Below are 24,496 nucleotides of genomic sequence, written 5' to 3' on the forward strand. Positions count from 1 at the left end.
GCAGATGGTTTTAGTTGTGTAGTAGTCAGGCTGTCTGCCAGCTCTGCGAGGTGCCCTGGGCACGCTCGCACAGGTTGCGCACCACCCGCCGGGCGGCTCCGGCAGCGGTTTCCTGCCAGATACCGATACCGCTGTGGGCCAGGGCGTCGCTGGTCAGGTGCACCCGGCCCTGGGCCTGGTTGAGCAGGTCGTAGTCGGCGTCGGCCAGCGGGTGGCTGATCCACGGCCCGAGGCTGTGGGGTATGCGCCCCCAGTCCACCACCAGCGGTTTGCGCAGTTCGTGGCCGTGGCCCGGGTGCAGCAGCTCCACGGCCTGGCGCGACAGGGCGATCTGCTCGGCGACCGACTTGTCGGCAAACTGGCGGGCGGTCTCGCCGTTGTTGTAGGCGGCGACGAGAATGCCCTCGGCCTGGTTGAAGCCGCCGCTGGGGTACCACAGCCCGGACGACGCCTGGTTGATGAACGACAGGCCGCCGTAGATCTGGTAGTCGGTCTCCCAGAAGCGCCGGGACTGCCAGGCCACCTTGTTGGCATGACCGAACTGCACGGCGCCGATGGCCTGGCGCACCGGGGCGCTGAAGTTGCTGTCGAGCTTCGCCAGCAGCGGCAACGGCAAGGCGATCACCGCATAGTCGCTGGTGATGCGCCGTGGCTGGCCATGCTGCTGGTAGCCGATCTCCACCCGGTCGTCGAAATGGCGAATCGAGCGTACCTCGGCCCCCAGGCGCAGGGCATCCTGCAGGTGGCGCTGGAACGCCAGGGGAATGCGGTCCATGCCGCCCACCGGCTGGAACATGGTCGGCGAGAACTCCGGGTACTCGTCGATCATCAGCGCCGTGCCCAGCGCCGGGTTGAGCAAGGTGCGCAGGGGCAGCGGGTCGTTGCGCAGTGCTTGCTGGTCGCCGGCGCCGGGCCAGACCTTGTAGCCGGAGCGCGCCGAACCCAGGTACTCGAGCTTCTCCGACAGGTCGCCCCAGGTGCGCAGGAAGCCCAGCAGGTTGCGCCGGTCGTCCAGGCTCAACTCCTGGTCCAGGGCCTGGCGGTCGACGGCCTTGGCCAGCAGTTCGGCCAGGTGCCCGCGGCTGTCGTTGACCGCCTGGCGGATCTGCATCGGTGGCTGGTCGAGGTCGGGACGCACCAGGGCGTTGCGGCTGGTGTTGACCAGCACTTCAAGCTCCACCCCCAGTTCGCGGCAGTAGCCGAGCATCAGCTGATGATGGCTGGGCAACCGGCCAGGGCCGGCGTTGAGGTAGAAACCATCGTCGAACTCGACGGTTTGCACGCTGCCATCGGTGAACGCGACCCGGTCACCCCGGCGCACGGTCCAGTTGCGCCCGCCGACCCGCTCGCGGGCCTCCAGCAGGGTGACGGCAAAGCCGGCCTTGCGCAGCTCGTAGGCGGCCACCAGGCCGCCGATGCCGGCGCCGACCACGGTGACAGTGGCGCCCTGCCCGACACGGGCCAGCGGCAGCTGAGCGTAGTTCTCCTGGCCGGCCCGCGCCGGGCCCAGCGACCCGAACAACCCCAGGGCCGCCGTGGCGGCTTGCAGGCCACCGACCATACCGATACGGGCAATGAGCTGGCGTCTGGTCAATGGCATCGCGGGCACTCTCCCTGGTCCACGGTTATCGCTTTCGGTTATGACTTGATGTTTTCAAGCTACGAAAACGCTCTATGTGGAGCCATCCTAGAGAGCGGGATGAGCTAAGAGAAATACATTTTGAGCATATGCAAATATTAAAATGTGTAATGTCTTAAGCTTTGCATGCTGCGCAGAACGCATAATTATTTTGAAACACCTGCTTTTTTGTAGGAGCGGCCTTGTGCCGCGAAAGGGCCGCAAGGCGGCCCCGACGATCGACGATGTGACACCAATGCCTGGGGGCTGCGATGCAGCCCTTTCGCGGCACAAGGCCGCTCCTACAGTGGACACGTAGATTGCGCTTCTTCCATCACCCGCAACAGGTTCCCACCCCAGATATCCGCCAGGTCCTGCTCGCTGTACCCCGCCGCCAGCAACCGCGCAGTGATCTCTGGCAACTGGCTGACATCGCGCAACCCCTCCACCCCTCCACCACCGTCCCAGTCAGCGCCGATGCCGACATGCCGCGGGCCAACCACCTCGAGGATGTGCAGCAGATGACGCATGAAGTCGTCCAGGCTGGTCGCCGGCAACGGATACCGGGCTTCGGCCTCGCGTATGCGCCGGGCCAGGTCCGCCACCTGCGCCGGCGGCAGGCTGGCCGCCAGGCGGAACTCCCGGTACAGCGGCGCCAGGGCCTTGTCCCGCTCGGGGTTCGGCGCACGCGGCACCAGGTCGCTGGCGTAGGTGTTGACCTGCACCACTCCACCCTTGGCGGCGAGATGGCGCAATCGTTCGTCATCGAGATTGCGCGGATGCGGGCCGATGGCCCGGGCCCCGGAATGCGAGGCGATCACCGGGGCGCTGGACAACGCCAGCACCTGGTCGAACACCGCATCGGAGGCATGGGACACGTCAATGAGGATTCCCAGGCGGTTGGCCGCCTGCACCAGTTCGCGGCCAGCCGGGCTCAGCCCATGCCAATTCGGCAACGCGGTGGCCGAGTCGGCGAAGTCGTTGTTCTGCGCATGCACCAGGCCCAGCATGCGCAAACCCAGGCGGTGGTAAGTGGCCAACCGGCCGGGGTCGGCCGCCAGCGGTTCGGCATTCTCCATGCTGATCAGCACCACCCGCCGGCCGGAGGCGACGATCGCCGGCACCTCCTGCGCCCGCGTGGCCAGGGCGAATGCGTCCGGCCGGGCGGCGACCATGTCGCGGATCCGGGTGATCACCGCCAGGCCATGCTCGCTGGCCAGGGTACGGCCCTCGGGCGTGAGCGGTCCCTGGGGGGTGAAGATGGCGAAGAAACCGCCGTCCAGACCACCGTCGCGCATGCGCGGCAGGTCGACCTGGGACAGGTCGTCGGCATAGCGGTGGCGCTGGCCGATGTCCCAGCCGGGCCGGGCCAGTTGCATGGGCGTGTCCAGGTGGCTGTCGAGGACGATCAGGCGTTCGTGGAGGGCGCGGACATCGGCCAGCGCGCAGCCGCAGGCGAGCATCAACGCCACCCAGACATATCGAGTTGAGCGAGGCATAGAATTCCTTATTGCCAGGCGCGGTCCCTGTAGGAGCGGCCTTGTGCCGCGAAAGGGCCGCAAAGCGGCCCCAGGATTTTGGCGTTGTCGCAAAGATCGACGGGGCTGCTCTGCAGCCCTTTCGCGGCACAAGGCCGCTCCTACAGAGGGGCCGCGTTAATCACGAAGCCCAGCTGAAACTCCGATCCCACAACGGCGCCACATCCAGGCGCTGGGGCAGCACGCCGGCGGCGTAGAAAGTGTCGGCCACATCCTGCTGCGAGCGCACCGCGGCATCGTCCACCGCCTGCAGCACCCGCGGCCCGCTCTGGGCCTTGTACTGGGCGATGAACACTTCCCGGGGAATGCCCAGCACCTGCTCGCAACGCGCGGCCCAGGCCTCGGGGTGGTGCTGCACCCACTGCCAGCTGCGGTACTCGCGGCGCACGTAGTCCTCGATCGCCGCGCGCTTGCGCGGATCTTCGATCGCCCGCTGGTTTGCGGCGATCACGTAGTTGCCCGACAGGTAGCCCTGCCCGGTGCGCAGCACCCGCGCCCCGCTGCGCAGCTCGGCCAGCTGGATGAAGTAGCCGAAGGTCACCCAGACATCCAGGTTGCCGTTCTGGAACGCGGCGAAACCATCCTGGGGCGTCAGCGCCAGGGGCTGGATGTCCGCCAGGGTCAGGCCCTGGTCCTTGAGGGCGCGCAGCAGCATGTAGTGCGAGGACGTGGAGCGGATGTACCCCACGCGCTTGCCCGGCAGCTCGGCCAGCGACTGCATGGTCGAGCCCTTGGGCACGACAAAGGCCTGGTTGTTGACGTCACCGGTCAGCACGGCGATGAGCCTGACCGGCGCCTGGTTGCGGATGCCGAAGATCGGCGGGATCTCGCTCATCGGCGCCAGGTCCAGGGTACCGCTGATCAACGCTTCAAAGCCGAGGTTGCCGCCGTTGAACTCGGCGTATTTCACCGCGTAGGGCGGGCGCTCGATGCCGGCCTCCTCGAAGAAGGTCGGCGCGGCGCCCTTGTAGGTGGCCACGCCCAGGGTCAGCCCCTGCCAGTCGCGGGCAAAGGCGCCGGGCAGCGCGCAGGCGAGCCCGCCCAGGGCGCTGTACTGCAGAAAACGACGGCGATTCATGGCGCCTCCTTGCACTCAGTCGAGAAAATCGGGTTCGTCGCGCAGCAGGCGGTCCCAGTACGGCTGGAAGCTGAACCAGCCGCCGAACTCGGTGCCGACCTGGCGCGCGGTGTGCTCGGCCACCGCCGCCGGGATCGGCCGCGGCGTGCCGGCGGCCTCGGCCAGCAGTTGCGCATGGGCGGCGTTGTCCAGGGCGATGAAGCGCCACACCGCGGCCTCTACCGTGCGCCCGACCGTGAGCAGCCCATGGTTCTGCAGGATCAGCGCGACCTTGTCCGGCCCCAGGGTGGCGGCGATACGCGCCCCCTCGCTGGCCTCCAGCACCACCCCGGTGAAGTTGTCGAACAGCGCGTGCTTGCCATGAAAGGCGCAGGCGTCCTGGGTCAGCGGGTCGAGCAGGCGTCCCAGGCTCGACCACGCCTTGCCGTACAACGAATGGGCATGGGCGGCGGCCACCACGTCCGGACGCGCCTCGTGCAGCGCCGCATGGATGGCGAAGGCGGCCAGGTTCAACGCGCCCTGCCCTTCGACGATCTCGCCCCGTGGGTTGACCAGCAGCAGGTCGCTGACGCGGATATGGCCGAAGTACACGCCCACCGGATTGACCCAGAAGTGATCGGGGTACTGAGGGTCGCGCACGGTAATATGGCCGGCGCCGCCCATGTCGAAGCCGTGCCGGGCGAACAGCCGGAACGAACCGGCCAGGCGCTGCTTGCGCAGCAACCGCTCGGCCTCGTGAGTCGATTGTTGCGGCGGGTCCTGCCAGCGATGCACGGTGTGGCCGTCGCGGGGCAATGAATAGGCGGTGGGTAGGCGGCTCAGCCTGGCGCTCATGCGGTCTCTCCTTGGGCCAGCAGGTTCTCCAGCGGTCGTCCGCTACGGAAATGGTCGAGGTTGCGCGCCAACAGCGCGGCGAGGTTGCGGTACACCTGCGGCGTGTTGGCCGAGGTGTGGGGGCTCAGCCGGACCTGGGGGTGGCTGTACAGCCGGTGCCCGGCCGGCAGCGGCTCGGGCTCGGTGACGTCGAGGCTGGCCAGCGCCACCTGGCCACTGTCCAGGGCCTCGAGCAAGGCGTCCTGGTCCACCAGGGCGCCACGGGCAATATTGATCAGGTGCAGGCTGGGCTTGGCGTGGGCGAGGCTGCGCCGATCGACCACATGCCGGGTAGACGGGTCGGCCGGCGCCGCCAGCACCAGGTGATCGGCGCGGGCGAACAGCTCCTCGAGGCTGGCCACGCCCCGTACGCCGGGCACCTCGAACGGCCTGGCCGAACGGCGCAGGGCAATCACCTCGATGTCCAGGGCCAGGGCCTTGCGCGCCAGGGCCTGGCCGATCCGCCCGAAGCCGTAGAGACCCAAGGTGCTGCCGGCCAGCGAGGCCAGCGGACGTGGTTGCCATTGCCCGGGTTCGTCGATCCACAGATGTGGCAGTTGCTTGGCGGCGGCGAACATCGATGCCAGGGCGAATTCGGCCAGGCTGTCCGCCGTCACCCCGCGAGCACTGGCCACAGGCAGCGGCTTGAGCAGCCAGCCGGGAAAGTAGTCGATGCCGGAGCTGACCAATTGCACGAAGCCGAGCCCGAACGGCCAGCCCGAGGGCGGCGCAACGGCGTCACGCAGGCTAGCGTCGGGCGCGGCCAAAAGGACCCGTACATCGTCCGGCAGGCCATGGGGCACACCCCTGGGCAGCGCCAGGATCTCCACGCCCGGCACGGCGGCGGCCAGCAACGCGTTGAACCGGGCGTCCAGCTGGCTGGCGATACGCACGCCGCTCATGCCTGGCCGCCACGGCTGGGCAAGGCGAACGCCGCGCGACCGGCGGCGCCGAGCACCGCGTCGTTCTGTGGTGTGTGGATACGACTGCACAGCACGTCGCGGTAATGCCGCTCAAGCGGGTTGCCCCGGGCCAGCGCCGGGTTGCCTATGGCCTCCACGCCCAGCTCGACAGCGCTGATGGCCTGGGTGGTCACCAGGTACTTGACCTGGGTGGCCTCGCTCGCCGGGATGCGCCCTTCGGCGGCGGCGTCGAGCAGGACCCGGTTGGACAGCAGCAAGGCATCGATGCGCCCCACCAGTTCCTGGAATCGCGACAGGCTCGACAGCGGCGCGCCGAGGTTGGCCGGCGTGCGCCCGGCCAGCCAGCCCACCAGCCAGTCGCGGGCGGCCCGGGCGACGCCGTCGTAGATGCTCGACAGCAGCACGGCCAGCCACAGTACGCCGTTGTGGTCGAGCTCGGACGGGCGTGGCTGGTGCGCCGGGAGGACATCCACGGCCTGTTCGGCGGGCACCAGTACATCATCGAAAATCACATCGTGGCTGCAGGTGGCACGCATGCCCAGGTGGTCCCAGGTTTCCTCGATGCGGATGCCCGGCGTGTCGCGGTGCACCAGCCAGGTGCCGACCCGCGGTTCGGCCTCGTCGCTGCGTGCCCACACCGCCAGCCAGGTCAGCCCGGGGATGCCGGTGGAGTAGATCTTGCGCCCGCTGATCCGCCAGCCCTCGGCCACCCGCCGGGCGACGGTGCCCGGCAGGCCGCCCCGCGCCGGGGTGCCCAGCTCCGGCTCGACGCGCAGGGCGTTGACCAGCGCGCCGTCAGTCACCGCCTCGCGGGCCAGGCGCAGGCGCAGGTGCTCGGGCCAGGCCTGGTTCTGCTGCAGGCGGGCATGCTGCAGGTACTGCATCACCAGTACCAGGGCGGTGGACGGCTCGCCTCGGGCCACGGCGGCGATCACCCGCCGTGCCTGGGCCAGCGTTGCTTCGCTGCCACCCAGGCGGCGCGGCACGGTCAGGGCCAGCAGGCCGTGTTCATGCAGGCGGCGCAGGTTGGCGTGGGGGAAGCTGCCCTGGCGATCGTGCTCGGCGGCGCTGGCGGCAAATTCGTCGCTCAGGTGGGCCAGCAGATCGGCGAAGGCCGGTGAATCGAGATCGGGCGCCTTGGCGCTGGTGTGCAGGTCGAGGCTCATCGTTGGGCGGTCCGTGCGAGGGTGTGGGCATGGCTGGCCGCGGGCGCTTCGACGCCGAGCAGGGCCAGCAGGTGTTGGCGCAGTTCCTGGAAGCCACGGCTGGCCACCTCGCGGTGACGCGGCAGGCGGATCGGGATCTGCTCGGCGAGGCGCCCCGCCTCCAGCACCACCACGCGGTCGGCCAGCAGCAAGGCCTCGTCGACGTCGTGGGTGACCAGCAGCACCGACGGCTGATGGGTGCGCCACAGTTCGAGGATCAACTGGTGCATGCGGATGCGGGTCAAGGCATCCAGCGCGGCGAACGGCTCGTCGAGCAGCAGCAGTTGCGGCTCGCGCACCAATGCCCGGGCCAGGGCCACGCGCTGGGCCTCGCCGCCGGACAGGGTGCCCGGCCAGGCCTCGGTGCGGTGCGCCAGGCCCACCTCGCGCAGCGCCGCCAGGGCACGCGCTTTCGGCTCGGCGCCCTTCAGGCCCAGGACGACATTGCGCCAGGCCCGCTTCCAGGGCATCAGCCGCGGCTCCTGGAACACCGCCGCATGGGCGCCGGGCACCTCCAGGGTGCCCGCCTCCACCCGGTCGAGCCCGGCCAGCGCCCGCAGCAGGGTGGTCTTTCCCGAGCCGCTGCGGCCGAGCAAGGCAACGAATTCGCCGGGCGCCAGGTCCAGGTCCAGGCCGTCGAGCACCGTGTGGCCCAAGAACCTGCGCGTGAGCCCGCGCACCCGCACCGGGGGGCGCAGGCGTTGCAGTGCGACTTCCATGGTCAGTTCCTTATGAAGGTGGGGCGCCAGGCCAGGGCCAGGCGTTCGAGCAGGCGCACCAGGGCGTCGATGGACAGGCCCAGCACGCTGTAGACGATCAGGCAGATGACGATGACATCGGTGCGCATGAAGTCGCGGGCGTCATTGACCAGGTAACCCAGGCCAGCACTGGCGTTGATCTGCTCGACCACCACCAGGCCCAGCCAGCTGATGCCGAAGGCGTAGCGCAGGCCGACGAAGAATGCCGGCAGCGCGCCGGGCAGGATCACATGCCAGACCAGCCCCAGGCGGCCCAGGCCGAACAGTTGCCCGGCCTCCACCAACTTGGGGTCGACGCCGCGGATGCCGGAGAACAGGGTGAGGTACACCGGGAAGGTGGTACCCAGGGCAATCAGGGCGATCTTGGGCGTCTCGCCCACGCCGAACCACAGGATGAACAGCGGCACGATGGCCAGGAACGGCAAGGTGCGCAGCATCTGCACCGGCGAGTCGATGGCCAGCTCGCCGCGCCGTGACAGGCCTGCGAGCAAGGCCAGCAGAGTGCCCACGCTGACACCGATGGCCAGGCCGCTCAGGGCGCGCTGGAGGGACACCCACAGGTGCCCGGCCAGCTCGCCGCTGACGATCATCTGCCAGAGGGTGTCGCCGATGGCGCTGGGCGCGGCGATGATTCGCGGCGGTAGCAGGCCGCTGCGCGAGGCAAGCTCCCAGGCCGCCAGCAGCAGCAACGGGCTGACCAGTCGCAGGCCCAGATTGCGAAAGCCCTGCCAGTGCAGCAGGGCTGTGATGGGTACCAGGGTGTTGCTGTGCCGGGACATTCCATCTCCTCGCTCAAGGCCGTTCCATTGATTGCTGGCGGTGGCGGGAGTGTGGATCGAGCCCGCCGGTGCCTGGCTTGATCCTTATGCTATCGATCTTAAAAAGGGACGTGAAATTCGATCTGCTTCTAACCTAATATAGAAAATGTGCATTTATTGATCGTTATTATATAAATAATATTTTAAGTGTTCGGGTGCAGGGCTATTGCTTGCGTGATGGCCGCCAGGTGTCCGCCGCAACCCTTGCAGCGCCCTCAAGATCGAGCGCCGCCCGCGCGGCGCATCGCGGCACAAGGCCGCTCCTACATCTGTTTCGGGCCAGTCAAACCTGTGCCATTACCTGGGCCGCCTTGTGGGCACTACTGCCGCCTAACCTGTCTCAAGACATGCACCAAGGCGGGCAACCATGGCCTGACAGGTTTGGCACGTTGCAACAAATGTAGGAGCGGCCTTGTGCCGCGATGCGCCGCGCGGGCGGCGCTCGATCTGATAGGCGCTGCAAGGGTTGCGGCGGACACCTGGTAGCCTCACTCGGTCAACGCCCAACAACCTTGACGGCCTGCCTCTAAAACTCCCTACCCAACGGCGGCCCCTTGAGTTCGACCCGATTGCCATCAGGGTCATAGCAATACAGCGAGACACCCTCGCCTTCAGCCCCGTAGCGTTTCTGCGCGGCCTCGACCCGTACCCCGGCATCGCGCAGCAGTGCGCTCAGCGACGGTTCGTCGAACGGCTCGATGCGCAGGCAGAAATGATCGACATTGTGCCCGGTCGGGCCGGGCTGCGCGCCGCCCTGGCGCCCCAGCGGGCCGTCGATCGCCACCAGGTCGATCAGGCCGTCGCCGGCCCCCAGGTGGATCATGCCCAGCGAATCCCGGCGTTTGCGCACCGGACAGCCAAGCAGTTCATGGTAGAAGGCCAGGCTGCGCTGCAGATCGCCGACGCGCAGGACCAGGTGGTCGATATGCAGGATGGTGAAAGCTGGCATGGCAGTGCTCCACGTTCAGGCTTTGTCTAGACCATAGCAGCGTCCCCGCCGACTGACCCTAGGCCGTCGCCGTCAATGGCCGACGGTGAGTCCGCCGCAGATGCTGTGGGCCAAACGGTCTGGGGCGTGTCAGCCATCACCCTGGCGGCGGCTCAATTATGTACCGCCCGAGACCTTGCCACCTGCACTTGAATGGCCGCTCCCCTTCATTGGAATGCGACCATGCATAGCATCGACCCGCCCTACCACCGGCAACAGATCCTGCGCAGCCTGCCAGGCTGGACCAGACAGCTGCAGCCAGCCCACGCTCAAAGGTTGTTGCGCCGCGCCCACCGGGAGCACGTCCAACCGGACGGGCAGCTCGCGGACTGGTTCGTCCTGGCGTCCCCTGTCCGACAAGCCGAATTGCGCCAAGCCATCAAGCAGCGTGCGGCCAGCAGCAAGGCACTGGCCAAGGCCTTGCAGGGCCTGCAGGGCATTACCGAGTTCTGCGAACCTTTGCTGAAGGCGCGGTTGGGCGTTCAGGTTTCCCTCACGCAAGCGCAGTTCAGCCGTCAACCATTCACCCAGGGTCTGGAGGGCGGGTTCCCCGATCCAGATGCCTCCCATGACAGGCCTCGCCCTGCGATCCCGAGCGCACAACCGTCCGGCGCCGCCACCCTCACCAGCCTGCTCGAAGCCGCCCTGCACAACTTCGAAGGCATGGCCGAAGTCGGCCCCTTCAGCACCTTGCAGCTCAGCGTCGACGACACCACCCCGGTCCCAGGTCTGAGTACCAGCGCTTTTGTCGGCCACTGCCGTGCGCTCGACCTGGGCAAGCGCTATCAGCAGCACCTGCGAAGCTTCTATGGCGGTAGGCGAAAAAACGTGCTGCAACCGCTGTGGAGCCAGGCGCGGCGCGACGAACTCACCGCGCAGGCGCTGATCGCCCATATGCGTGGACACCTGACCGATGATGGTCTCCAGGCTTTGCTCCAGCTCTGCGCCAGCGACCAGGCGCCAGGTTACGGAGCGGCAACAGCCTCTGTGCGGACCTTGAGCATGCTGGGCACGCAACTGCACGACCTGTGGCTATTGGCGGCAGACGGACAGTCCGATCCCGTCTATATCGCCTACCTGCCCTTCGACGACGATCGGCCTGTACAGGAATTCATCAACCTGCTGGCCTTCGGCAGGTACCTGCGTCGCCGCTTGCTGGAGCCCGACTATCGCGAACGTTTTCTGGAACATGTCGCCCTGAAGGATCGCCCGGAGCTGGCAAGAAAACTCAAGGCCAGGTTGTTCGAAGGCCCACTGGCCGAAGTGACCCCTCTCGAGACACCTTCCCCGGCCTTTGCCGAGACCGAGCCCGCCACGCATCCCTGGCAAGGAAGGGAGATTGCCAGCGAATCAGATGATCAGTCAGCACCGCGTCCCGTCCGCTTCCCCGCGCTGGCGGTACATGAAACGCCCATTGCCTTCCCGGTGTGGCCCAAGCTGTTCAACGACCATGTGCAGCGGCTGCTGGACGACGCTCGCAGGGTAGCGGTACCGACGGCGGATATCGACACCAAGGCCCGGGAGGAACGCCTGATGCTGTGGGGCGAACGCGGCCTGACCCTGCTGGGGGTGGCGGCCATGTTCGTTCCGGGCCTGGACGTCGCCATGCTGGCCGTAGGCGCCGGCCAGGTGATGAGCAGCATCTTCCACGGTTTCGAGGCCTGGTCCGAAGGTGACAACGCCCAGGCCGTGAGCCAGGTCGAGTCGTTGCTCGTCAACCTCGGCAGTGTGGTCGCCATCGCCGGTGTCGCCAGGCTGGCCAAGGCCTCGGGCTTCGTCGACTGGATGGAAAGCCTCCGGCTCGATGACCAGGAACGGCTGTGGCAGCCTCAGCTCGCGCCCTATCGCAGCCCGGTCGAACTGCCGGTGGACCTGCAGCCGGACGATGAAGGCATCCTGCAGTATGACGATCGGCATTTCCTGGAACTGGACGATGCCCTCCACGAGGTCCGCAAAGATGCCGGGGGGGACTGGCGAATCCTCCACCCGGACGATCCACAGGCCTACCAGCCACGCTTGCACGGCAATGGCAACGGCGCTTGGCGCGTGGCGCACGAGCGGCCTCAGGCGTGGCCTCGGGTCAAGCTGATGCGTCGTCTCGGCCCACTCTGCAAGGGGTTGACCGATGAGGACCTGCTGGCCGCACTCGACAGCAGCGGCCTGGAGCGTGGCGTGCTGGAACAGGCCCACGCCGACGGCAGACGCCCTGCGCCATTGCTCGAGGACGCCCTGCGACGGTTGAACGCCGACAGCACCGCCGACACCATCATCGCCCGAACCCGCCAGGGCCGTCCGCTGGCCGCCTACAAACAATTCGCCATCAGCGTACTCGGCGAACTGCCCGGCTGGCCCGAGGATGTGGCGCTGGAGGTGTTCGACGGTGCCGAGCCCATGGGCAGCGCCACCCGCTATGGCCGCAACCGGCTCGGCGACCAGGTGATACAGGTGACCCGCAGCGACCTTGAGAATGGATACCTGGCCAGGATCGTCCTGGAAAACCTGGACGAAGAAACGGTGGTGGCACTGCTGCCTGAAGGAACTCCAGGCGCTCAACGTCAACAGGCCTTGCAGACGCTGATGGCCGACCGGCTGAGCGCAAGGCGGGCATCGCTGTTCGACAGTCTGTACAGCAGCCAGCCCAAGGCAGCTTCCCCCGCGACCCTGGCCATCGCTCGGCAGTTTCCCAGCCTGCCCTGGCGGGCACTCGACGAACTGGCCGGCCAGGCCAACAGTGCCGAACGGGACAGCCTGCTTGCAGGCCGGGTGCCGCTGCGTATCGCCGAGGAAGCACGGCTGCTGCAAGCCCGCGTGCGACTGGACCGTGCAATTCTTGGCCTGTACCGCAACAGCCTGGCCAACACCGATAGCCAGCTCATCAGCGACAACCTGGTGGCCCGCCACCCGCAATGGTCCGCGCAACAGCGCTATCACGCGGCACTCGCCGACCGATCCGCCGCCGCCCGGCTGATTGGCCAGCAACCCATGCCCACCGGCTTTCGCTCGCCACTGCGGCTGAGCGATGGCCGGTATGGCTACCCGCTCAGCCCTGGGATGTTCGCCTCCCGTGCCGAGCGCGAGTTGCACGCCTTGTACCCCGGGCTCACGGGGCGCGAGATCCGACAATTGCTGGGCATCCTGCGCGCCAGAGGTAGCGCGACCGAGCAGATACAGGTGATGCGCACTCAACTGGCAGTGCTGCGCGAGCAACTTGGCGCCTGGGCCAGCGCAGGCGCCAACGACTGGGGCGAGGAAGTCGGCGCGTTTTACACCACCACCACCGACCGGCTGATCCGGGCCTGGCAACGCCTGGACGGCGAGATGCTCAGCCTGTCCAATGTCGCCCTCGATGCGCTGCCGCCGCTATCGACACGTTTCGATCACATCACCACGCTGACGCTGGAGAACCTCAATGTGATCGAGATACCCGCCGACTTTTTGCAGGCCTTCCCGTCATTGCGCCGAGTCGATGTACGCAGCAGCCCGCAACTCAGCGCCACATCGCTCCTGCGAGCGCTGCGCAATGCCCCGCAACTTCGAGAACTGCGCTTGAGCAGTGCGCGCCTGGGTCAGCTGCCGGTCACCGCCCACGAGGTATTGCCGACCCTGAACAATCTGCGCAGCCTGGAACTGCCCCGCAACCGTCTGACCCTCACCCTGGCGGACCTGCAGATGATCGCAGGCCTGCGCCTGGAGAACCTGGACTTGCGGGCCAACCGCATTGCGCTGGATGCGGACATGGCGGGCGCGTTCCGTTCAATGCGCGAATTGCGGCACTTGCACCTGACCCTGAATCCGCTGGGCCTCAGTCCAGACCTGAGCGGCCTGGAAAATCTGGCCACCCTGCGCCTGGACAGCGGCCAACTTCAGCAGTGGCCCACCGGGCTCAGCACCTTGATGCAACGCACCCCCTGCATGCTGCGCGAAGTGGACCTGAGCATGAATCGCATCGGGCAGGTTCCCGATTTCGACACCCTCCTGAACTCTGCCTATTTCGACCATCTGCTGGCAAGGCGCGCCAATTATCGCTGGCGCTTCAATTACAACCCATTGGATGAACGGACCCGAGAAAGTCTCAGGGTAATCGGCGCCTCCGTCGAGGAAGAAGCAGTCGCGGAACCTCTTCCAGCTTCAGCGCAGCGAACAACCTGGCTGAACAACGCCAGCAATGCCCAGCAAGCCACCTGGAACGCACTATTTGAAGGTGACCGCAATGCCTGCCTGCGTGATGTGGTCGAACAGGTCGGCATGTCGGCCAGTGCGCTGCGTCAACCCGAGGTCTTTGCCCGCCAGGTCTGGACGCTGCTTGACCGGGCAGCTGCCAGTAGCCGCCTGCGCAGGCGGCTGAACGAGGTGGCCGCCGCATTCCCGGTCAGTTGCGGTGATGCCGGTGCCGATGGGTTCGGTACGCTGCAAATCGAAGTCATGGCCTACGATGAAACCGCAGGCATGGAGATTGCCACACCACCTCTGTTCCAATTCTTCCGGCGCCTGTTCCGGCGTGATCAGGTGAACGCCCTGGCACAGGACCTCTATAACGCGCGACTGGCGCGGCGCGATGCACTGCGAGTCTTGGACGCCTGGCAAGCCCGGCCGCTGGGCGAGCGTGGCGCCAGGCCTGCGCTGCCGGACCTGCATCGCTTCGATACGCTGTCGGACGACGTGTTGCACAACGGCCTGGGCGAAGGTCTGGATCTGATCGAGATCCGCCTGGCCCTGCGCACCCGCTTGTCGAGGCGTCTCGATTTCCCCGAACCGCAGCAGGAGATGCTTTACCGGCAAACCGCCGAGGTCTCTACGTGGACCGAAGACGCGGTACATGACGAGGTCGAGATACAAGACGCCAGCGCAGATTTACGTCGCCAATGGATCTCCCGTCATCCAACCTGGCGTCGTCTGCTGCGCCGGGAGTGCAGTACCCGCTTCGATGCGCTCAGGCGCCGCTGGGACGTCGGCTTGGATTACCTGGAAGGCAATGAACTGGAGGGCACGCTGGAACCCCCGGTAATCGAGGCCCTGACCCAGGCACTGGGCCGCAGCCCCCTTGGCGATGATGGCCAGCCCCTGCGCCTGGCCATCACCAACGAGCTTTACATCGCGGGCATGAACCGCATGGCCCAGGGCCTGGAGGAGGACGAAGACGGCCTCTACCTGCGCCTGACCACCCGCCGCGATCCCAACGACTGAAGCTACTGGCCGCGCAGGTCCTCGAAGAAGACCTGCCGACCCTGCACCTGGCTCGATGCGCGCGATTGCCCGGCAGTCTCGCCGCTGGCCTTCTCCACATGCCAATAGCAATGGCGGACCGCCCGGGTGACCGCCACATAGGCCAGGCGCTGCACCTCTTCCTTCTGCGCCGTGTCGAACGCCTGGGCATCACCTGGCTTGCCCAGGCCGGCCAGGCGGTAGACCTGGTTCTTGTACGGCGAGCTGGTCAGGTACTGGCAATCGCCCAGCATGAACACCGCATCGGCCTGCAGGCCCTTGGCACTGTGATAGGTCAGCTGGCGCAGGCGGCGCTGGCCAGGCGGCAAGCTAGAATCAGCCTTAATAACTGCCGACAAATGCTGTTCAATCAATAACTTATCGCTTGTTTTTCGAAACAGCATCATGACCGTTTCGCCACGCTGATAGTGTTCGATCACGGTTTCGGCCAGTGCCGCCTCGTCGCGGTCGAAGACCCGAACCGGCGTCAGCGCTAGCTCGGCCGCAGGCCCCGCGGCCCTGGCCTTCTTCCCGGTGATGGCCGGCGCGCCTTTGACCAGGTGCTCGGCGGCATCGATGATGTGCTGCTGACTGCGGTAGTTTTCCACCAGCATCACCCGCGTGTTGGCGGGGGACAGAAACGCCTTGGTGAACTCCATGAAGTACTTCGGCGAGCTGCCGCGCCAGCCGTAGATCGACTGCCAGTCATCGCCCACGCACATCAGCGACGAATGCTGCGCCACCCGTCCGGCATGCAGGGTCGGCCCACGGCGGCGAATCTCGGTCAGGCTCGCACGCAGCCAGCTGACGATCTGCGGCGAGACATCCTGGAACTCGTCGATCATCAGGTGCGCCAGGGGGCGCAGCAGCGGGTCGGGCAACAGCCCGAGGTTCTCCGGGTTGTTCTCGCCGAACAGGGCGAACATGCGGTTGTAGGTCATAACCGGCGGCGACTGGGCCAGCAGATGAGCCTCCAGCGCCTTCCAGTACAAGGCCAGGGCTTCGAAGAAGACCGCATCGGTGTCGCCGGACGGGAAACTCATGGCCGCCACTGCGGCATTGACGTCCAGGCCCAGGTTCTCGATAAAGCTTGCCGCGGTGACGAAGGCGTCGAGCAGCGGCGCCGGGGCCAGCTCGCCCTTGACCTTGTACTCGAAGCCAGGACCCGCCACGGCATCACCCGCCAAGGATGCCGCCAAGCGCTTTGCCGATGAGTAGTTATCAAGCCATATCAATGGCTTATCACAGAAAGCTTGAAACAGGGTGCGTTTAACCGCCCATTCCGCACGCACCGCCAGCTTGGCGCCAGGGCGCTGGTACTGGCCGCTCTCGGCTGGGTCGAAGCCCAGTACCACCCAGGCATCCAGCCCTTCCAGGCGACCGTGCACATGGAAGCGGCTGCCACGGATCTGCACCGTGTCCCGGCACGGCTCGATGCCCTTGATCGGCCAGGCGCCGGCGGCGAACCACAGGTCCTCGATCACATCGCACAACTCCTCGTCGCGCTGGGCCGCCAACTGGGTCACCTGGGCGCGTTTCTGCACGTCCGGGTGATCCGGATCCAGCGGTTTGAGCAGCAGGGCTTCCTGGCGCAGCGCCCCGATCAACTGGGCAAAACGCGGGCTCTGGCCCATCAGGTCGCGGTAGCACAGGTTGAGTTGCTGGCGCTGGGCGTCGTTCAGGCGCAGGTCGAACGGATTGCTGTCGGCGCTGGCCTCGCTGCCAACGGGCATCTCGCTGCCCAGGGTCTCGAACGCCCGTACCTGGGCGAAACCCGGCAGGCTGCGCACCAGTGGCAGGATGCGCGAGTGGAAGGTGCGCACCAGCTCGCGCCCCTGGGCCGGTGACAGCTCAACCTGCCACAGGGCGAACACCTGCAGCAGGCGCTGGATGAAGTCCTTGCGCGACTCGCGGGTGAAGGTCACCACGGTCAGGGCATCGAGTTCGAAGCCCAGGTAGTGGCGCAGCAACAGGATGCGCAGCACCAGCGAGGTCGACTTGCCCGCCCCGGCACCGGCCACCACGCAAGTGGACGGCGTGTCGCTGAAGATCAGCTTCCACTGCGCCGCGCTCGGTTGCGCCTCGGCAGGCAGGCGCTGGGCGACATCGGCCTTGAAGCGCTTCTTCAGCTCGGTGGTCAGCGGCAGGCGCCAGTCGTCAAACAGGTTGTCGTCCTGGCCCGGCACGGCGACATGCTCGGGGCGTGTATCGCGGATTACCAGGACCTGGCGCCCGGCCTCATAGCCATCCACCCGGCCCCGCTCATAGCCTTCGCGCAGGCCGTCAGAATGGCCGTTGCGCTGCCCCGTGGCGTGGCCCAGGAACCAGGAGTCACGGTGCTGCGCCTGCAGGCGCGACAGGCCACGCCCTAGCAGGCGGGCCGCCAGGCGGCGCAGCCAGGGCAACTGGGCGGGCGGGGTCAGGTCGGCCGGGGCCTGGGGATGCTCGTGAGGCACGGTCACTCCATTGAAAGTCGAAACAACGGGCATGTTCGCCTCATCCACGCAAAAGTGCCAGCGAATGCTTATGGATCAGGGCATTAGGCGATGAAACGCATGCTGATTCACACCAAATATTATCGAATTATCAGATCATATAAAGCCGATATTTACGCTTTTTATCGATCTATTAAAGCCGCATCATGGCCCCATTCCACCGAATCAGAGGAGCATCACCATGCTGCAACTGCGACCCTTCGAGAGCCTTGGCCACGCCAACCACGGCTGGCTGGACGCCCACCATCACTTCTCGTTCGCCGAGTACCATGACCCGGCGCGTGTGCACTGGGGCAACCTGCGGGTCTGGAACGACGACCTGATCGCCGCCGGCGCAGGCTTCCCGCCTCACCCGCACCGTGACATGGAGATCATCACCTACGTTCGCGAAGGTGCCATCACCCACCAGGACAGCCTGGGCAACAAGGGCCGTACCGAGGCCGGCGACGTGCAGGTGATGAGTGCCGGCAGCGGCATCGTCCACAGCGAGTACAACCTGGAGAAGGTCGACACGCGGATCTTCCAGATCTGGATCATCCCCGAGAAGGTCGGCGATGCGCCGTCCTGGGGTACCCGGCCGTTCCCCAAAGGCGAGCGTGGCGAGGGTTTCGTGACCCTGGCCAGCGGTCGCGAGGGCGATGAGCAGAGCCTGCGCATCCGCACCGATGCACGTCTGGTGGCCGCTACCCTGCGCGCCGGGGAAAGCGCCGAGTACCGTCTCGATGAAGGGCGCCGTGCTTACCTGGTACCGGCCAAGGGGCTGGTCGAAGTGAACGGGCTGCAGGCCAAGGCGCGCGACGGCGTGGCGATCGAGCAGGAGACGGTACTGAAGGTGACCGCGCTGCAGGACAGCGAGATCGTGCTGGTGGATGTGGCCTGATCCACCTCGAAGACGGGGCAAGCCCACTTGGGTTTGTCCCGCGCTTTGGCTAGCCTCGCCGCTTGAGCGTTTCCGACGGCAACTCACCGAAACGCTGGCGATAGCTCTCGGAAAACCGCCCCAGGTGCAGGAAGCCGTAGTCCAGCGCCAGTTCGGTGACGCTGCGCACCGCGCAGCTGGGATCGCTCAGGCAGGCCTGCACGCGCTCCAGCTTGCGTTGGCGGATGTACTGCCGGGGCGTGGTGCTCAGGTGGCGATCGAACAGCGCATACAGCGAACGCACGCTCATGTTCGCCTGCTCGGCCAGCGCTTCGGCGCTCACCTCCAGTTTCAGGTTGCGCTCCACATAGTCCAGAATCCGCTCCAGACCCATGCCCGCCCCGCCCAGCGTCTCCATGCGCACATTGGTGGTCATCAGCGTCAGCAACTTGCTGGCGACGATCTGGCTGTAGTGCCCCTGCACCCGCGGCAGTGAGCCGCTCACTTCGGCTTCGTTGCAGATCATGCCCAAGAGATTGAGGAAACCGCCCAGTTCCTCCAGCCGGTAGTGGTTGCGCAGGAAGCGCACACCGCCGCTGGGGCGCTGCCAGCGTTGTTCGGCGCAGATACTGTCGAGCAGGTGCACCGGCAGCTTGAGGATGAACTTCTCGCAATCCTCGGAATAGGTCAGGTCCACCGGGTCGTCCGGGTTGATCAGCAGCAGCTCGCCCGGCACCAGGTGGTGCTCGCGCTGGTGCCCGCGCCACAGGCAATTGCCGTTGAGCAACACCTGCAGGTGGTAGATGGTTTCCAGTGCCGGCGAGGTAACGCGAACGCTGCCGCCGTAGCTGATGCGGCACAGGTCCAGCTCGGCGAACTTGCGGTGGCTGAGGCTGGCCTGGGGGTGGGTGGTGCGGGACAGGCCGATATGGTGCTGGCCCACATGCCGGTTCACATAGTCGGACACGGCATAAGGGTCGGCGTGGTGGAACACGCAGCTTTGCTCGCTCAGCAGGCGGCTTTCCATGGACAAGGCACTCGCCATCGTTATTGTTATGGGCGCCGCCTGCGGCTACCGAGGGGTGCGCAGGTGGTCGTTCACGGTCATTCTATTCAGCCGCGGGGTGTGTGTCGGGGCAGGTGACGGTCGGCTGGCAAAGCCCACACTAAGCAAAAACCCAGGGTCTGGGCAATGCGCAGGCGACAAACGCCGGGCGGACAGCGGACAGTGACCGGGTCAGCTTGTGCGATCAGCGGACATGGATCATTGCACCGGCAGGAAATTCATCAGCAGCAGGCTCTGCGCATAGTTCAGGCCGATCCGTCGGTAGCGCTCATCGAGCATCTGCGCCAGCAGGTCCAGGCGGGCGACGACCTTGCCGAACTCCACGGCGAAGCTCAGGTTGCTGCCCTGCTCGGAGATCTCGTTGGAGAACAGCAGCAGCACGCCGTTGGCATCCTGGCGCTGGCTGAGCATCCAGGTGGCCTTCTCGATGTTGCGGGCAGCGTTGTTGATGAACAACGGGTCAAGGGTGTCGGTCATGTAGAACTCGGTGCGCCCGCCATGGGCGGTAACCAGCATGCTGCCAATGGCGTAGATGAACGCGCCGACCCTATCACCGCGAAATTCAGGGCTCAGGGCGTAGCTCAGGGCAGCCAGGTCACGGCGCTCGCCCAGTTGCGGCAAGGGTTGGCGCTGCTCGATGGCGATGCGGATCTGCCGCGCCGCCGTGGTGGCGTCGAGGTACCCGGACTGTTTCCACTGGCTGGGGTTACGCAGGTACAGCTTGTTCATCAGCAAGTAGAGGCTTTGCAGGTTGTCGCGCATGGCCAGGGTCGCCATGCGGTCGACACTGGTCTGGAACAGCTCGTCCGGCTTGCCGTTGCCGAACTGGGTGAGCATGTCGCGCCCCTGTTGCTGGGTGCAGGCGGCCAGGCACACCAGGGTACCGGCCAGCAGCAGGCGGCGGGGAAACTGAGCATGTCGTCGTACGGCCATCGGCACCGGTGGAAGTCGTCGGCCCAGCCGGGGATCGGCGGGGCCTGGCCATGCATAGAACGCACAAATGCGAAAAAGTGCGATGGCGAGGCCGATTGCGGGCGCACAGCCTTACATGGCGTGACGCAGCATCTCCACCACCTGTGCGTGCAGCGCCGGATCGCCGCAGGCCACCACGCAGCCACCGTCCTGGGCCGAGCTGCCATCCCAGGCGGTGATGACACCGCCCGCCCCTTCGATGATCGGCATCAGCGCCTGCACGTCGTACGGCTGCAGGCTCGCCTCGACGATCACATCGACGAACCCCGAAGCCAGCATGCAGTAGGCGTAGCAGTCGCCGCCGTAGCGCATCAGCCGCGCCTTGCCGGCGACCGCCTCGAAGGCCGCCTTGCGTGCCGGGGTGTCGAACATGTCAGGGGTGGTGCACATCAGCGTGGCCGAGGCCAGGTCGACGCAGGCGCGGGTCTTGAGCTTCGTTTCGCCGCGCCATGCGCCTTGCGGGGTGCCGATGAAGCGCTCGCCGGTGAACGGCTGGTTCATCACGCCGACCACCGGGCGCTCGCCATCGTTGAGAGCGATCAGGGTGCCCCACAGCGGCAGGCCGGTGATGAAGGCTCGGGTACCGTCGATTGGGTCGAGCACCCAGGTCAACGGGCTGCTACCCTGTGCGGCGCCCTGCTCCTCGCCAAGGATGCCATGCGTTGGATAATGAACCTGGATCAGCTGGCGCATGGCCTCTTCAGCGGCCTTGTCGGCGACCGTCACCGGGTCGTACAGGCGTCCGCCCTTGTCCTCGACATCCAGGCTGGCGCGAAAGTACGGCTGGATCGCGGTGGCGGCGGCCTCGGCCAGCTGTTCGGCGAAATGGCGGAATTCGACGATCTGGTCAGCGCTCAGGGACATGGGGCGGGCCTCGTGATGGGAAAGGATCGGCATCATACCCGACTGCACGATAAGGCGGATGCCCGGCGGGATCGATGATATTGTTATGCCATTATTCCTGCTTCATTTAACCGTCACTCAATCGTTGTACTAGGATAGCAAGCAGCTCCAACGGCCCCGCCGGCAGTCAAGGACGCTGGTCACTGGCGTGCGCGGGCCCTTTGTTCCAACGCCTATCATGGATGACACGATGAATTCGCACCTGCTCTTCCCGCAGATCGGCAAAGTCATAGCCAGTACCGGCAGCCGCCATTTTCCGCGGTATCTGCACGACCTGATCCAGACCCACCTGACTATTGATGCCACACACATTCGCCAGTTGCGCGACCCGGTTTGCGCCACCCGCCCGGACGCGACGCTGATCAGCGAGACGGTGTTCAGTGCCGGTGATTCGGGCGAAGACTTCGACGACCCTGCCCGCCTGCACCTGGCGCGGCGCAAGGATGGTTACCGCTACGAGATCACGGTGTTGCGGGCTGACCCGCGGGTTGGCTTTTCGGCGACCGAGCGCAGCCGGCTTGAAGACATTTCGCCGTTGCTGATGCCGATGCTGGAGAAGCACATCAATGCCTTGCAGCCGGCCGCGCCTGGACCGGTGGACCTCGACAGTGTCGAGCAGCGGTTTTTGGAACGGCTGCGACAGACGGGGATCCGGCTGTCGCAGCGGGAGATGCAGGTGTGCGAGGGGTTGCTGGCCGGGCTTACGGCGCCGCAGCAGGCCGAGCACTTGCGGCTCAAGGTCAATACTGTGGAGAGCTACCTGCGTAGGGCGGCGATAAAGTTGGGGATCAGTGGGCGGCATTCGTTGATGAGGTGGATGTATGCTGAGGGGTGAGTTGGGTTCTTCAGTGGTTGTTTTGAGTTTTTTATGTGCATTCGTAGAAGATATCGACATTTAGTCACCTTTCCGCCCTTACGGCGGGTTACTTTGGTCTTAACTCGCCGTCCGCGGCCAAAGTAACCAAAGCCGCCCCGCTCCGTTCATCCGGCCCCTGCGCTTCGCTCCGGGGTTCCCTCGCTCCGTTCTTGCTCCCGGGAGGACCGCGCTGAACGCCCCATCCTGGGGCGCAGCGCTTGACGGGCATCCATGCCCGTCACCTCCCTCCGCAAGAACTCCGCTCGGCCTCCTGAAGTCGCAATTGGTGTTGCCTGAACTATCGCGCGCTTAGAAGCAAGAGCAAGAGCAAGAGCAAGAGCAAGAGCAAGAGCAAGAGCAAGAGCAAGAGCAAGAGCAAGAGCAAGAGCAAGAGCAAGAGCAAGAGCAAGAGCACGAAATGCGAAGTTAGTTGTTTGAGCATTAGTTATGCATCGGTTGTTCCGGCCCTTTCGCGGGGCAAGCCCGCTCCTACAGCGTGGGAGCGGGCTTGCCCCGCGATGCGATCGAGAGATTAATTAAATTCAAACTAGCGACAGCTGCGCCAATCCAGGCGCCGCCCGTAACTTCGCGACTTCAGGAGGCCGAACGCAGGCCTTGCGAAGGGAGGTGACGGGCATGGATGCCCGTCAAGCGCTGGGGCCCAGGATGGGCCCTGCAGCGCGGTCCTCCCGGGAGCAAGGCCGGAGTGAGGGAACCCGGAGCGAAGCGGAGGGCCGGATGAATGGAGCGAGGCGGCTTTGGTTACTTTGGCCAAGATGTAGAGACCGGACACATCGCTGACACATGTGCGCAGACATGGTTGACACATTATGGTCCGGTCTCTACACCAAGACCAAAGTAACCCGCCGTAAGGGCGGAAAGGTGAATAAGCGTCGACATCATAAATGAATGCGCATACAACTTCCAAAACCACCAAACAACAACAATCCTCAGATCACAAACCCCCAACGCCCCGCCAAGAACAGATAATCAACCCAAAACACCTGATGCACAAAAACAATCCCCCAGAACACCACCTGATAGGCAACCTTCCGCGTCTTGTGCCGAAACACCTGCTGCGCCAGCAACGCCCCCGGCCATCCCCCCAGCAGCTCGCTGGCATGCAACACCTTCTCCGGCGTGCGCCAAGCCTGGTTCCGCGCCTGCTGCTTGTCCTGCCAGTACAACATCAAGCTGACCAGGCTCACCAGCGGATACATCGCCAGTGGCAGCCAGGTCCCATCACTCAACCCCATTCGCAGGCCACCCACCACCGGCAGCAGGCAAAGCACCACCAGTACCAGCCATTTCAGGCGTGCATGGCGCACGCCCTCCTCGCGCCTAGCCGTAGACTGCATACGGGCCATGTCAACCGTGCGCCGTCGACCAGTCGACCCAACCGAACTCCCAGGTCGCCAGGATCAGCAGGCCAAAGGCAATCCGGTACCAGGCAAACACCGCATAGCTGTGGTTGGCAATGAACTTGAGCAACCCACGCACAGCGATCATCGCGAAGATGAACGACACCACGAAACCGAGGGCGAACACCGGCAGGTCGCCCGGCTGGAACAACTCACGGTACTTGTACCCCGAATACACCGCCGCGCCGACCATGGTCGGCATGGCCAGGAAGAACGAGAACTCGGTGGCCGCCTTGCGCGACAGGCCGAACAGCAGGCCGCCGATGATGGTCGAACCAGAGCGCGAGGTGCCCGGAATCATCGCCAGGCACTGGACGAAACCGATCTTCAGCGCATGGCTCCAGCGCATGTCGTCGACATGATCGACTTCCACCCGATGCTGGCGACGCTCGGCCCACAGCATGATCACCCCGCCCACCACCAGTGCGGCGGCCACGGTAATGGGGTTGAACAGATACTCGTGGATCAGGTCGGCGAACAGCACGCCAAGGACCACCGCCGGGAAGAAGGCGATCAGCAGGTTGGCGGTAAAACGCCGTGCCGGCACCTGTGTGGGCAGGCCCAGCACCACGTCGAAGATCTTGCGTCGAAACTCCCACACCACCGCCAGGATCGCGCCCAGCTGGATGATGATGTTGAACGCCATGGCACGTTCGCCGCCGAAGTTGATCAGGTCGGCGACGATGATCTGGTGCCCGGTACTCGAAATGGGCAGGAACTCCGTCAGCCCCTCGACCACGCCCAAGATGATTGCCTGCAAGGCACTCCAAAAATCCATCTTTCCCCCAAGTGCGACGCTGCGCGTGGCAGGCCGCTTGTTTTGATTGACTCAATGATGCCGCACGCGGCGCGTGCTTTTTACAGCGACAGTGGCTCCCAAGGCCAGCTGAAAAGCCCAGCAGCCTAAAGGTTTCATCTGGCGC

General features: G+C 65.7%; 18 protein-coding genes. 3 read left to right on the forward strand and 15 right to left on the reverse strand.

Annotated elements, in window-relative coordinates:
- Nucleotides 1-25 precede the first annotated feature (25 nt).
- The 9 genes from PRtIB026_RS16455 to PRtIB026_RS16495 all read right to left on the reverse strand — a co-directional run bounded on the left by PRtIB026_RS16455 (nucleotide 26) and on the right by PRtIB026_RS16495 (nucleotide 9,760).
- Nucleotides 26-1,600, reverse strand: coding sequence for a flavin monoamine oxidase family protein (locus PRtIB026_RS16455; protein WP_203646430.1), 1,575 nt, complete (start codon nucleotides 1,598-1,600; stop codon nucleotides 26-28).
- A 320-nt stretch (nucleotides 1,601-1,920) separates the two neighbouring features.
- Nucleotides 1,921-3,117, reverse strand: coding sequence for a dipeptidase (locus PRtIB026_RS16460; protein ID WP_244670882.1), 1,197 nt, complete (start codon nucleotides 3,115-3,117; stop codon nucleotides 1,921-1,923).
- 160 nt (nucleotides 3,118-3,277) lie between these two features.
- Nucleotides 3,278-4,234: an ABC transporter substrate-binding protein gene (locus PRtIB026_RS16465; protein ID WP_203646428.1), complete on the reverse strand. Its 957-nt coding sequence runs from the start codon at nucleotides 4,232-4,234 to the stop codon at nucleotides 3,278-3,280.
- Between the two features lie 15 nt (nucleotides 4,235-4,249).
- Entirely contained in the window at nucleotides 4,250-5,068 is an 819-nt protein-coding gene (locus PRtIB026_RS16470) for a class II aldolase/adducin family protein (RefSeq protein WP_203646427.1), read from the reverse strand.
- Nucleotides 5,065-6,009: a D-isomer specific 2-hydroxyacid dehydrogenase family protein gene (locus PRtIB026_RS16475; protein ID WP_203646426.1), complete on the reverse strand. Its 945-nt coding sequence runs from the start codon at nucleotides 6,007-6,009 to the stop codon at nucleotides 5,065-5,067. The genes PRtIB026_RS16470 and PRtIB026_RS16475 overlap by 4 nt, the downstream gene beginning before the upstream one ends.
- Nucleotides 6,006-7,196: an acyl-CoA dehydrogenase family protein gene (locus PRtIB026_RS16480; RefSeq protein WP_203646425.1), complete on the reverse strand. Its 1,191-nt coding sequence runs from the start codon at nucleotides 7,194-7,196 to the stop codon at nucleotides 6,006-6,008. The genes PRtIB026_RS16475 and PRtIB026_RS16480 overlap by 4 nt, the downstream gene beginning before the upstream one ends.
- Nucleotides 7,193-7,954 (reverse strand): ABC transporter ATP-binding protein, encoded by a 762-nt coding sequence (locus tag PRtIB026_RS16485; RefSeq protein ID WP_420713583.1) that lies wholly within the window; start codon nucleotides 7,952-7,954, stop codon nucleotides 7,193-7,195. The genes PRtIB026_RS16480 and PRtIB026_RS16485 overlap by 4 nt, the downstream gene beginning before the upstream one ends.
- A 2-nt stretch (nucleotides 7,955-7,956) precedes the next feature.
- Nucleotides 7,957-8,772: an ABC transporter permease gene (locus PRtIB026_RS16490; RefSeq protein ID WP_203646424.1), complete on the reverse strand. Its 816-nt coding sequence runs from the start codon at nucleotides 8,770-8,772 to the stop codon at nucleotides 7,957-7,959.
- A 565-nt stretch (nucleotides 8,773-9,337) separates the two neighbouring features.
- On the reverse strand, nucleotides 9,338-9,760 hold the full coding sequence (locus tag PRtIB026_RS16495) for a VOC family protein (RefSeq protein WP_203646423.1): 423 nt from the start codon (nucleotides 9,758-9,760) through the stop codon (nucleotides 9,338-9,340).
- Nucleotides 9,761-9,982: 222 nt separating this feature from the next.
- Between PRtIB026_RS16495 and PRtIB026_RS16500 the strand changes: the two genes are divergently transcribed.
- Complete coding sequence (locus tag PRtIB026_RS16500) at nucleotides 9,983-14,983, forward strand: dermonecrotic toxin domain-containing protein (RefSeq protein ID WP_267812524.1); 5,001 nt, start codon at nucleotides 9,983-9,985, stop codon at nucleotides 14,981-14,983.
- Between the two features lie 2 nt (nucleotides 14,984-14,985).
- On the opposite strand, the gene PRtIB026_RS16505 is transcribed toward PRtIB026_RS16500, so the two are convergent.
- Complete coding sequence (locus PRtIB026_RS16505) at nucleotides 14,986-17,490, reverse strand: UvrD-helicase domain-containing protein (RefSeq protein ID WP_203646417.1); 2,505 nt, start codon at nucleotides 17,488-17,490, stop codon at nucleotides 14,986-14,988.
- Between the two features lie 187 nt (nucleotides 17,491-17,677).
- Here PRtIB026_RS16505 and PRtIB026_RS16510 point away from each other — a divergent pair, with 187 nt between their 5' ends.
- Nucleotides 17,678-18,376, forward strand: a complete 699-nt coding sequence (locus tag PRtIB026_RS16510) for a pirin family protein (RefSeq protein ID WP_203646415.1) — start codon at nucleotides 17,678-17,680, stop codon at nucleotides 18,374-18,376.
- Nucleotides 18,377-18,425: 49 nt separating this feature from the next.
- Here the strand turns inward: PRtIB026_RS16510 and PRtIB026_RS16515 are convergent, their stop codons facing one another.
- The 3 genes from PRtIB026_RS16515 to hisN form a co-directional block, all read right to left on the reverse strand.
- Entirely contained in the window at nucleotides 18,426-19,382 is a 957-nt protein-coding gene (locus PRtIB026_RS16515; protein WP_203646413.1) for an AraC family transcriptional regulator, read from the reverse strand.
- Nucleotides 19,383-19,619: 237 nt separating this feature from the next.
- On the reverse strand, nucleotides 19,620-20,354 hold the full coding sequence (locus PRtIB026_RS16520; protein WP_203646410.1) for a hypothetical protein: 735 nt from the start codon (nucleotides 20,352-20,354) through the stop codon (nucleotides 19,620-19,622).
- Nucleotides 20,355-20,465: 111 nt separating this feature from the next.
- Nucleotides 20,466-21,257 (reverse strand): histidinol-phosphatase, encoded by a 792-nt coding sequence (gene hisN / locus PRtIB026_RS16525; RefSeq protein WP_203646408.1) that lies wholly within the window; start codon nucleotides 21,255-21,257, stop codon nucleotides 20,466-20,468.
- 229 nt (nucleotides 21,258-21,486) lie between these two features.
- On the opposite strand from hisN, the gene PRtIB026_RS16530 reads away from it, so the two are divergent.
- Nucleotides 21,487-22,131, forward strand: a complete 645-nt coding sequence (locus PRtIB026_RS16530; RefSeq protein WP_203646406.1) for a helix-turn-helix transcriptional regulator — start codon at nucleotides 21,487-21,489, stop codon at nucleotides 22,129-22,131.
- Nucleotides 22,132-23,102: 971 nt separating this feature from the next.
- Here PRtIB026_RS16530 and PRtIB026_RS16535 read toward each other — a convergent pair.
- The gene (locus tag PRtIB026_RS16535) at nucleotides 23,103-23,510 is read right to left on the reverse strand and encodes a DUF1294 domain-containing protein (RefSeq protein WP_420713668.1); all 408 of its coding nucleotides are present in this window, start codon (nucleotides 23,508-23,510) and stop codon (nucleotides 23,103-23,105) included.
- A gap of 10 nt (nucleotides 23,511-23,520) precedes the next feature.
- Nucleotides 23,521-24,351 carry an undecaprenyl-diphosphate phosphatase gene (locus PRtIB026_RS16540; RefSeq protein ID WP_203646402.1) on the reverse strand — a complete coding sequence of 277 codons (831 nt, stop codon included), beginning with the start codon at nucleotides 24,349-24,351 and terminating at the stop codon, nucleotides 23,521-23,523.
- Nucleotides 24,352-24,496 lie beyond the last annotated feature (145 nt).

Source organism: Pseudomonas sp. RtIB026 (assembly GCF_016861355.2).
Taxonomy (GTDB): Bacteria; Pseudomonadota; Gammaproteobacteria; order Pseudomonadales; family Pseudomonadaceae; genus Aquipseudomonas; species Aquipseudomonas peradeniyensis.

Coding starts and splice junctions, on each gene's coding strand:
- PRtIB026_RS16540 (WP_203646402.1), bottom strand. CDS start 24,351: ATGGATTTTTGGAGTGCCTTGCAGGCAATCATCTTGGGCGTGGTCGAG.
- PRtIB026_RS16470 (WP_203646427.1), bottom strand. CDS start 5,068: ATGAGCGCCAGGCTGAGCCGCCTACCCACCGCCTATTCATTGCCCCGC.
- PRtIB026_RS16515 (WP_203646413.1), bottom strand. CDS start 19,382: ATGGAAAGCCGCCTGCTGAGCGAGCAAAGCTGCGTGTTCCACCACGCC.
- PRtIB026_RS16465 (WP_203646428.1), bottom strand. CDS start 4,234: ATGAATCGCCGTCGTTTTCTGCAGTACAGCGCCCTGGGCGGGCTCGCC.
- PRtIB026_RS16480 (WP_203646425.1), bottom strand. CDS start 7,196: ATGAGCCTCGACCTGCACACCAGCGCCAAGGCGCCCGATCTCGATTCA.
- PRtIB026_RS16485 (WP_420713583.1), bottom strand. CDS start 7,954: ATGGAAGTCGCACTGCAACGCCTGCGCCCCCCGGTGCGGGTGCGCGGG.
- PRtIB026_RS16530 (WP_203646406.1), top strand. CDS start 21,487: ATGAATTCGCACCTGCTCTTCCCGCAGATCGGCAAAGTCATAGCCAGT.
- PRtIB026_RS16535 (WP_420713668.1), bottom strand. CDS start 23,510: ATGCAGTCTACGGCTAGGCGCGAGGAGGGCGTGCGCCATGCACGCCTG.
- PRtIB026_RS16455 (WP_203646430.1), bottom strand. CDS start 1,600: ATGCCATTGACCAGACGCCAGCTCATTGCCCGTATCGGTATGGTCGGT.
- PRtIB026_RS16505 (WP_203646417.1), bottom strand. CDS start 17,490: ATGCCCGTTGTTTCGACTTTCAATGGAGTGACCGTGCCTCACGAGCAT.
- PRtIB026_RS16520 (WP_203646410.1), bottom strand. CDS start 20,354: ATGGCCGTACGACGACATGCTCAGTTTCCCCGCCGCCTGCTGCTGGCC.
- PRtIB026_RS16490 (WP_203646424.1), bottom strand. CDS start 8,772: ATGTCCCGGCACAGCAACACCCTGGTACCCATCACAGCCCTGCTGCAC.
- PRtIB026_RS16495 (WP_203646423.1), bottom strand. CDS start 9,760: ATGCCAGCTTTCACCATCCTGCATATCGACCACCTGGTCCTGCGCGTC.
- PRtIB026_RS16500 (WP_267812524.1), top strand. CDS start 9,983: ATGCATAGCATCGACCCGCCCTACCACCGGCAACAGATCCTGCGCAGC.
- PRtIB026_RS16460 (WP_244670882.1), bottom strand. CDS start 3,117: ATGCCTCGCTCAACTCGATATGTCTGGGTGGCGTTGATGCTCGCCTGC.
- PRtIB026_RS16475 (WP_203646426.1), bottom strand. CDS start 6,009: ATGAGCGGCGTGCGTATCGCCAGCCAGCTGGACGCCCGGTTCAACGCG.
- PRtIB026_RS16510 (WP_203646415.1), top strand. CDS start 17,678: ATGCTGCAACTGCGACCCTTCGAGAGCCTTGGCCACGCCAACCACGGC.
- hisN (WP_203646408.1), bottom strand. CDS start 21,257: ATGTCCCTGAGCGCTGACCAGATCGTCGAATTCCGCCATTTCGCCGAA.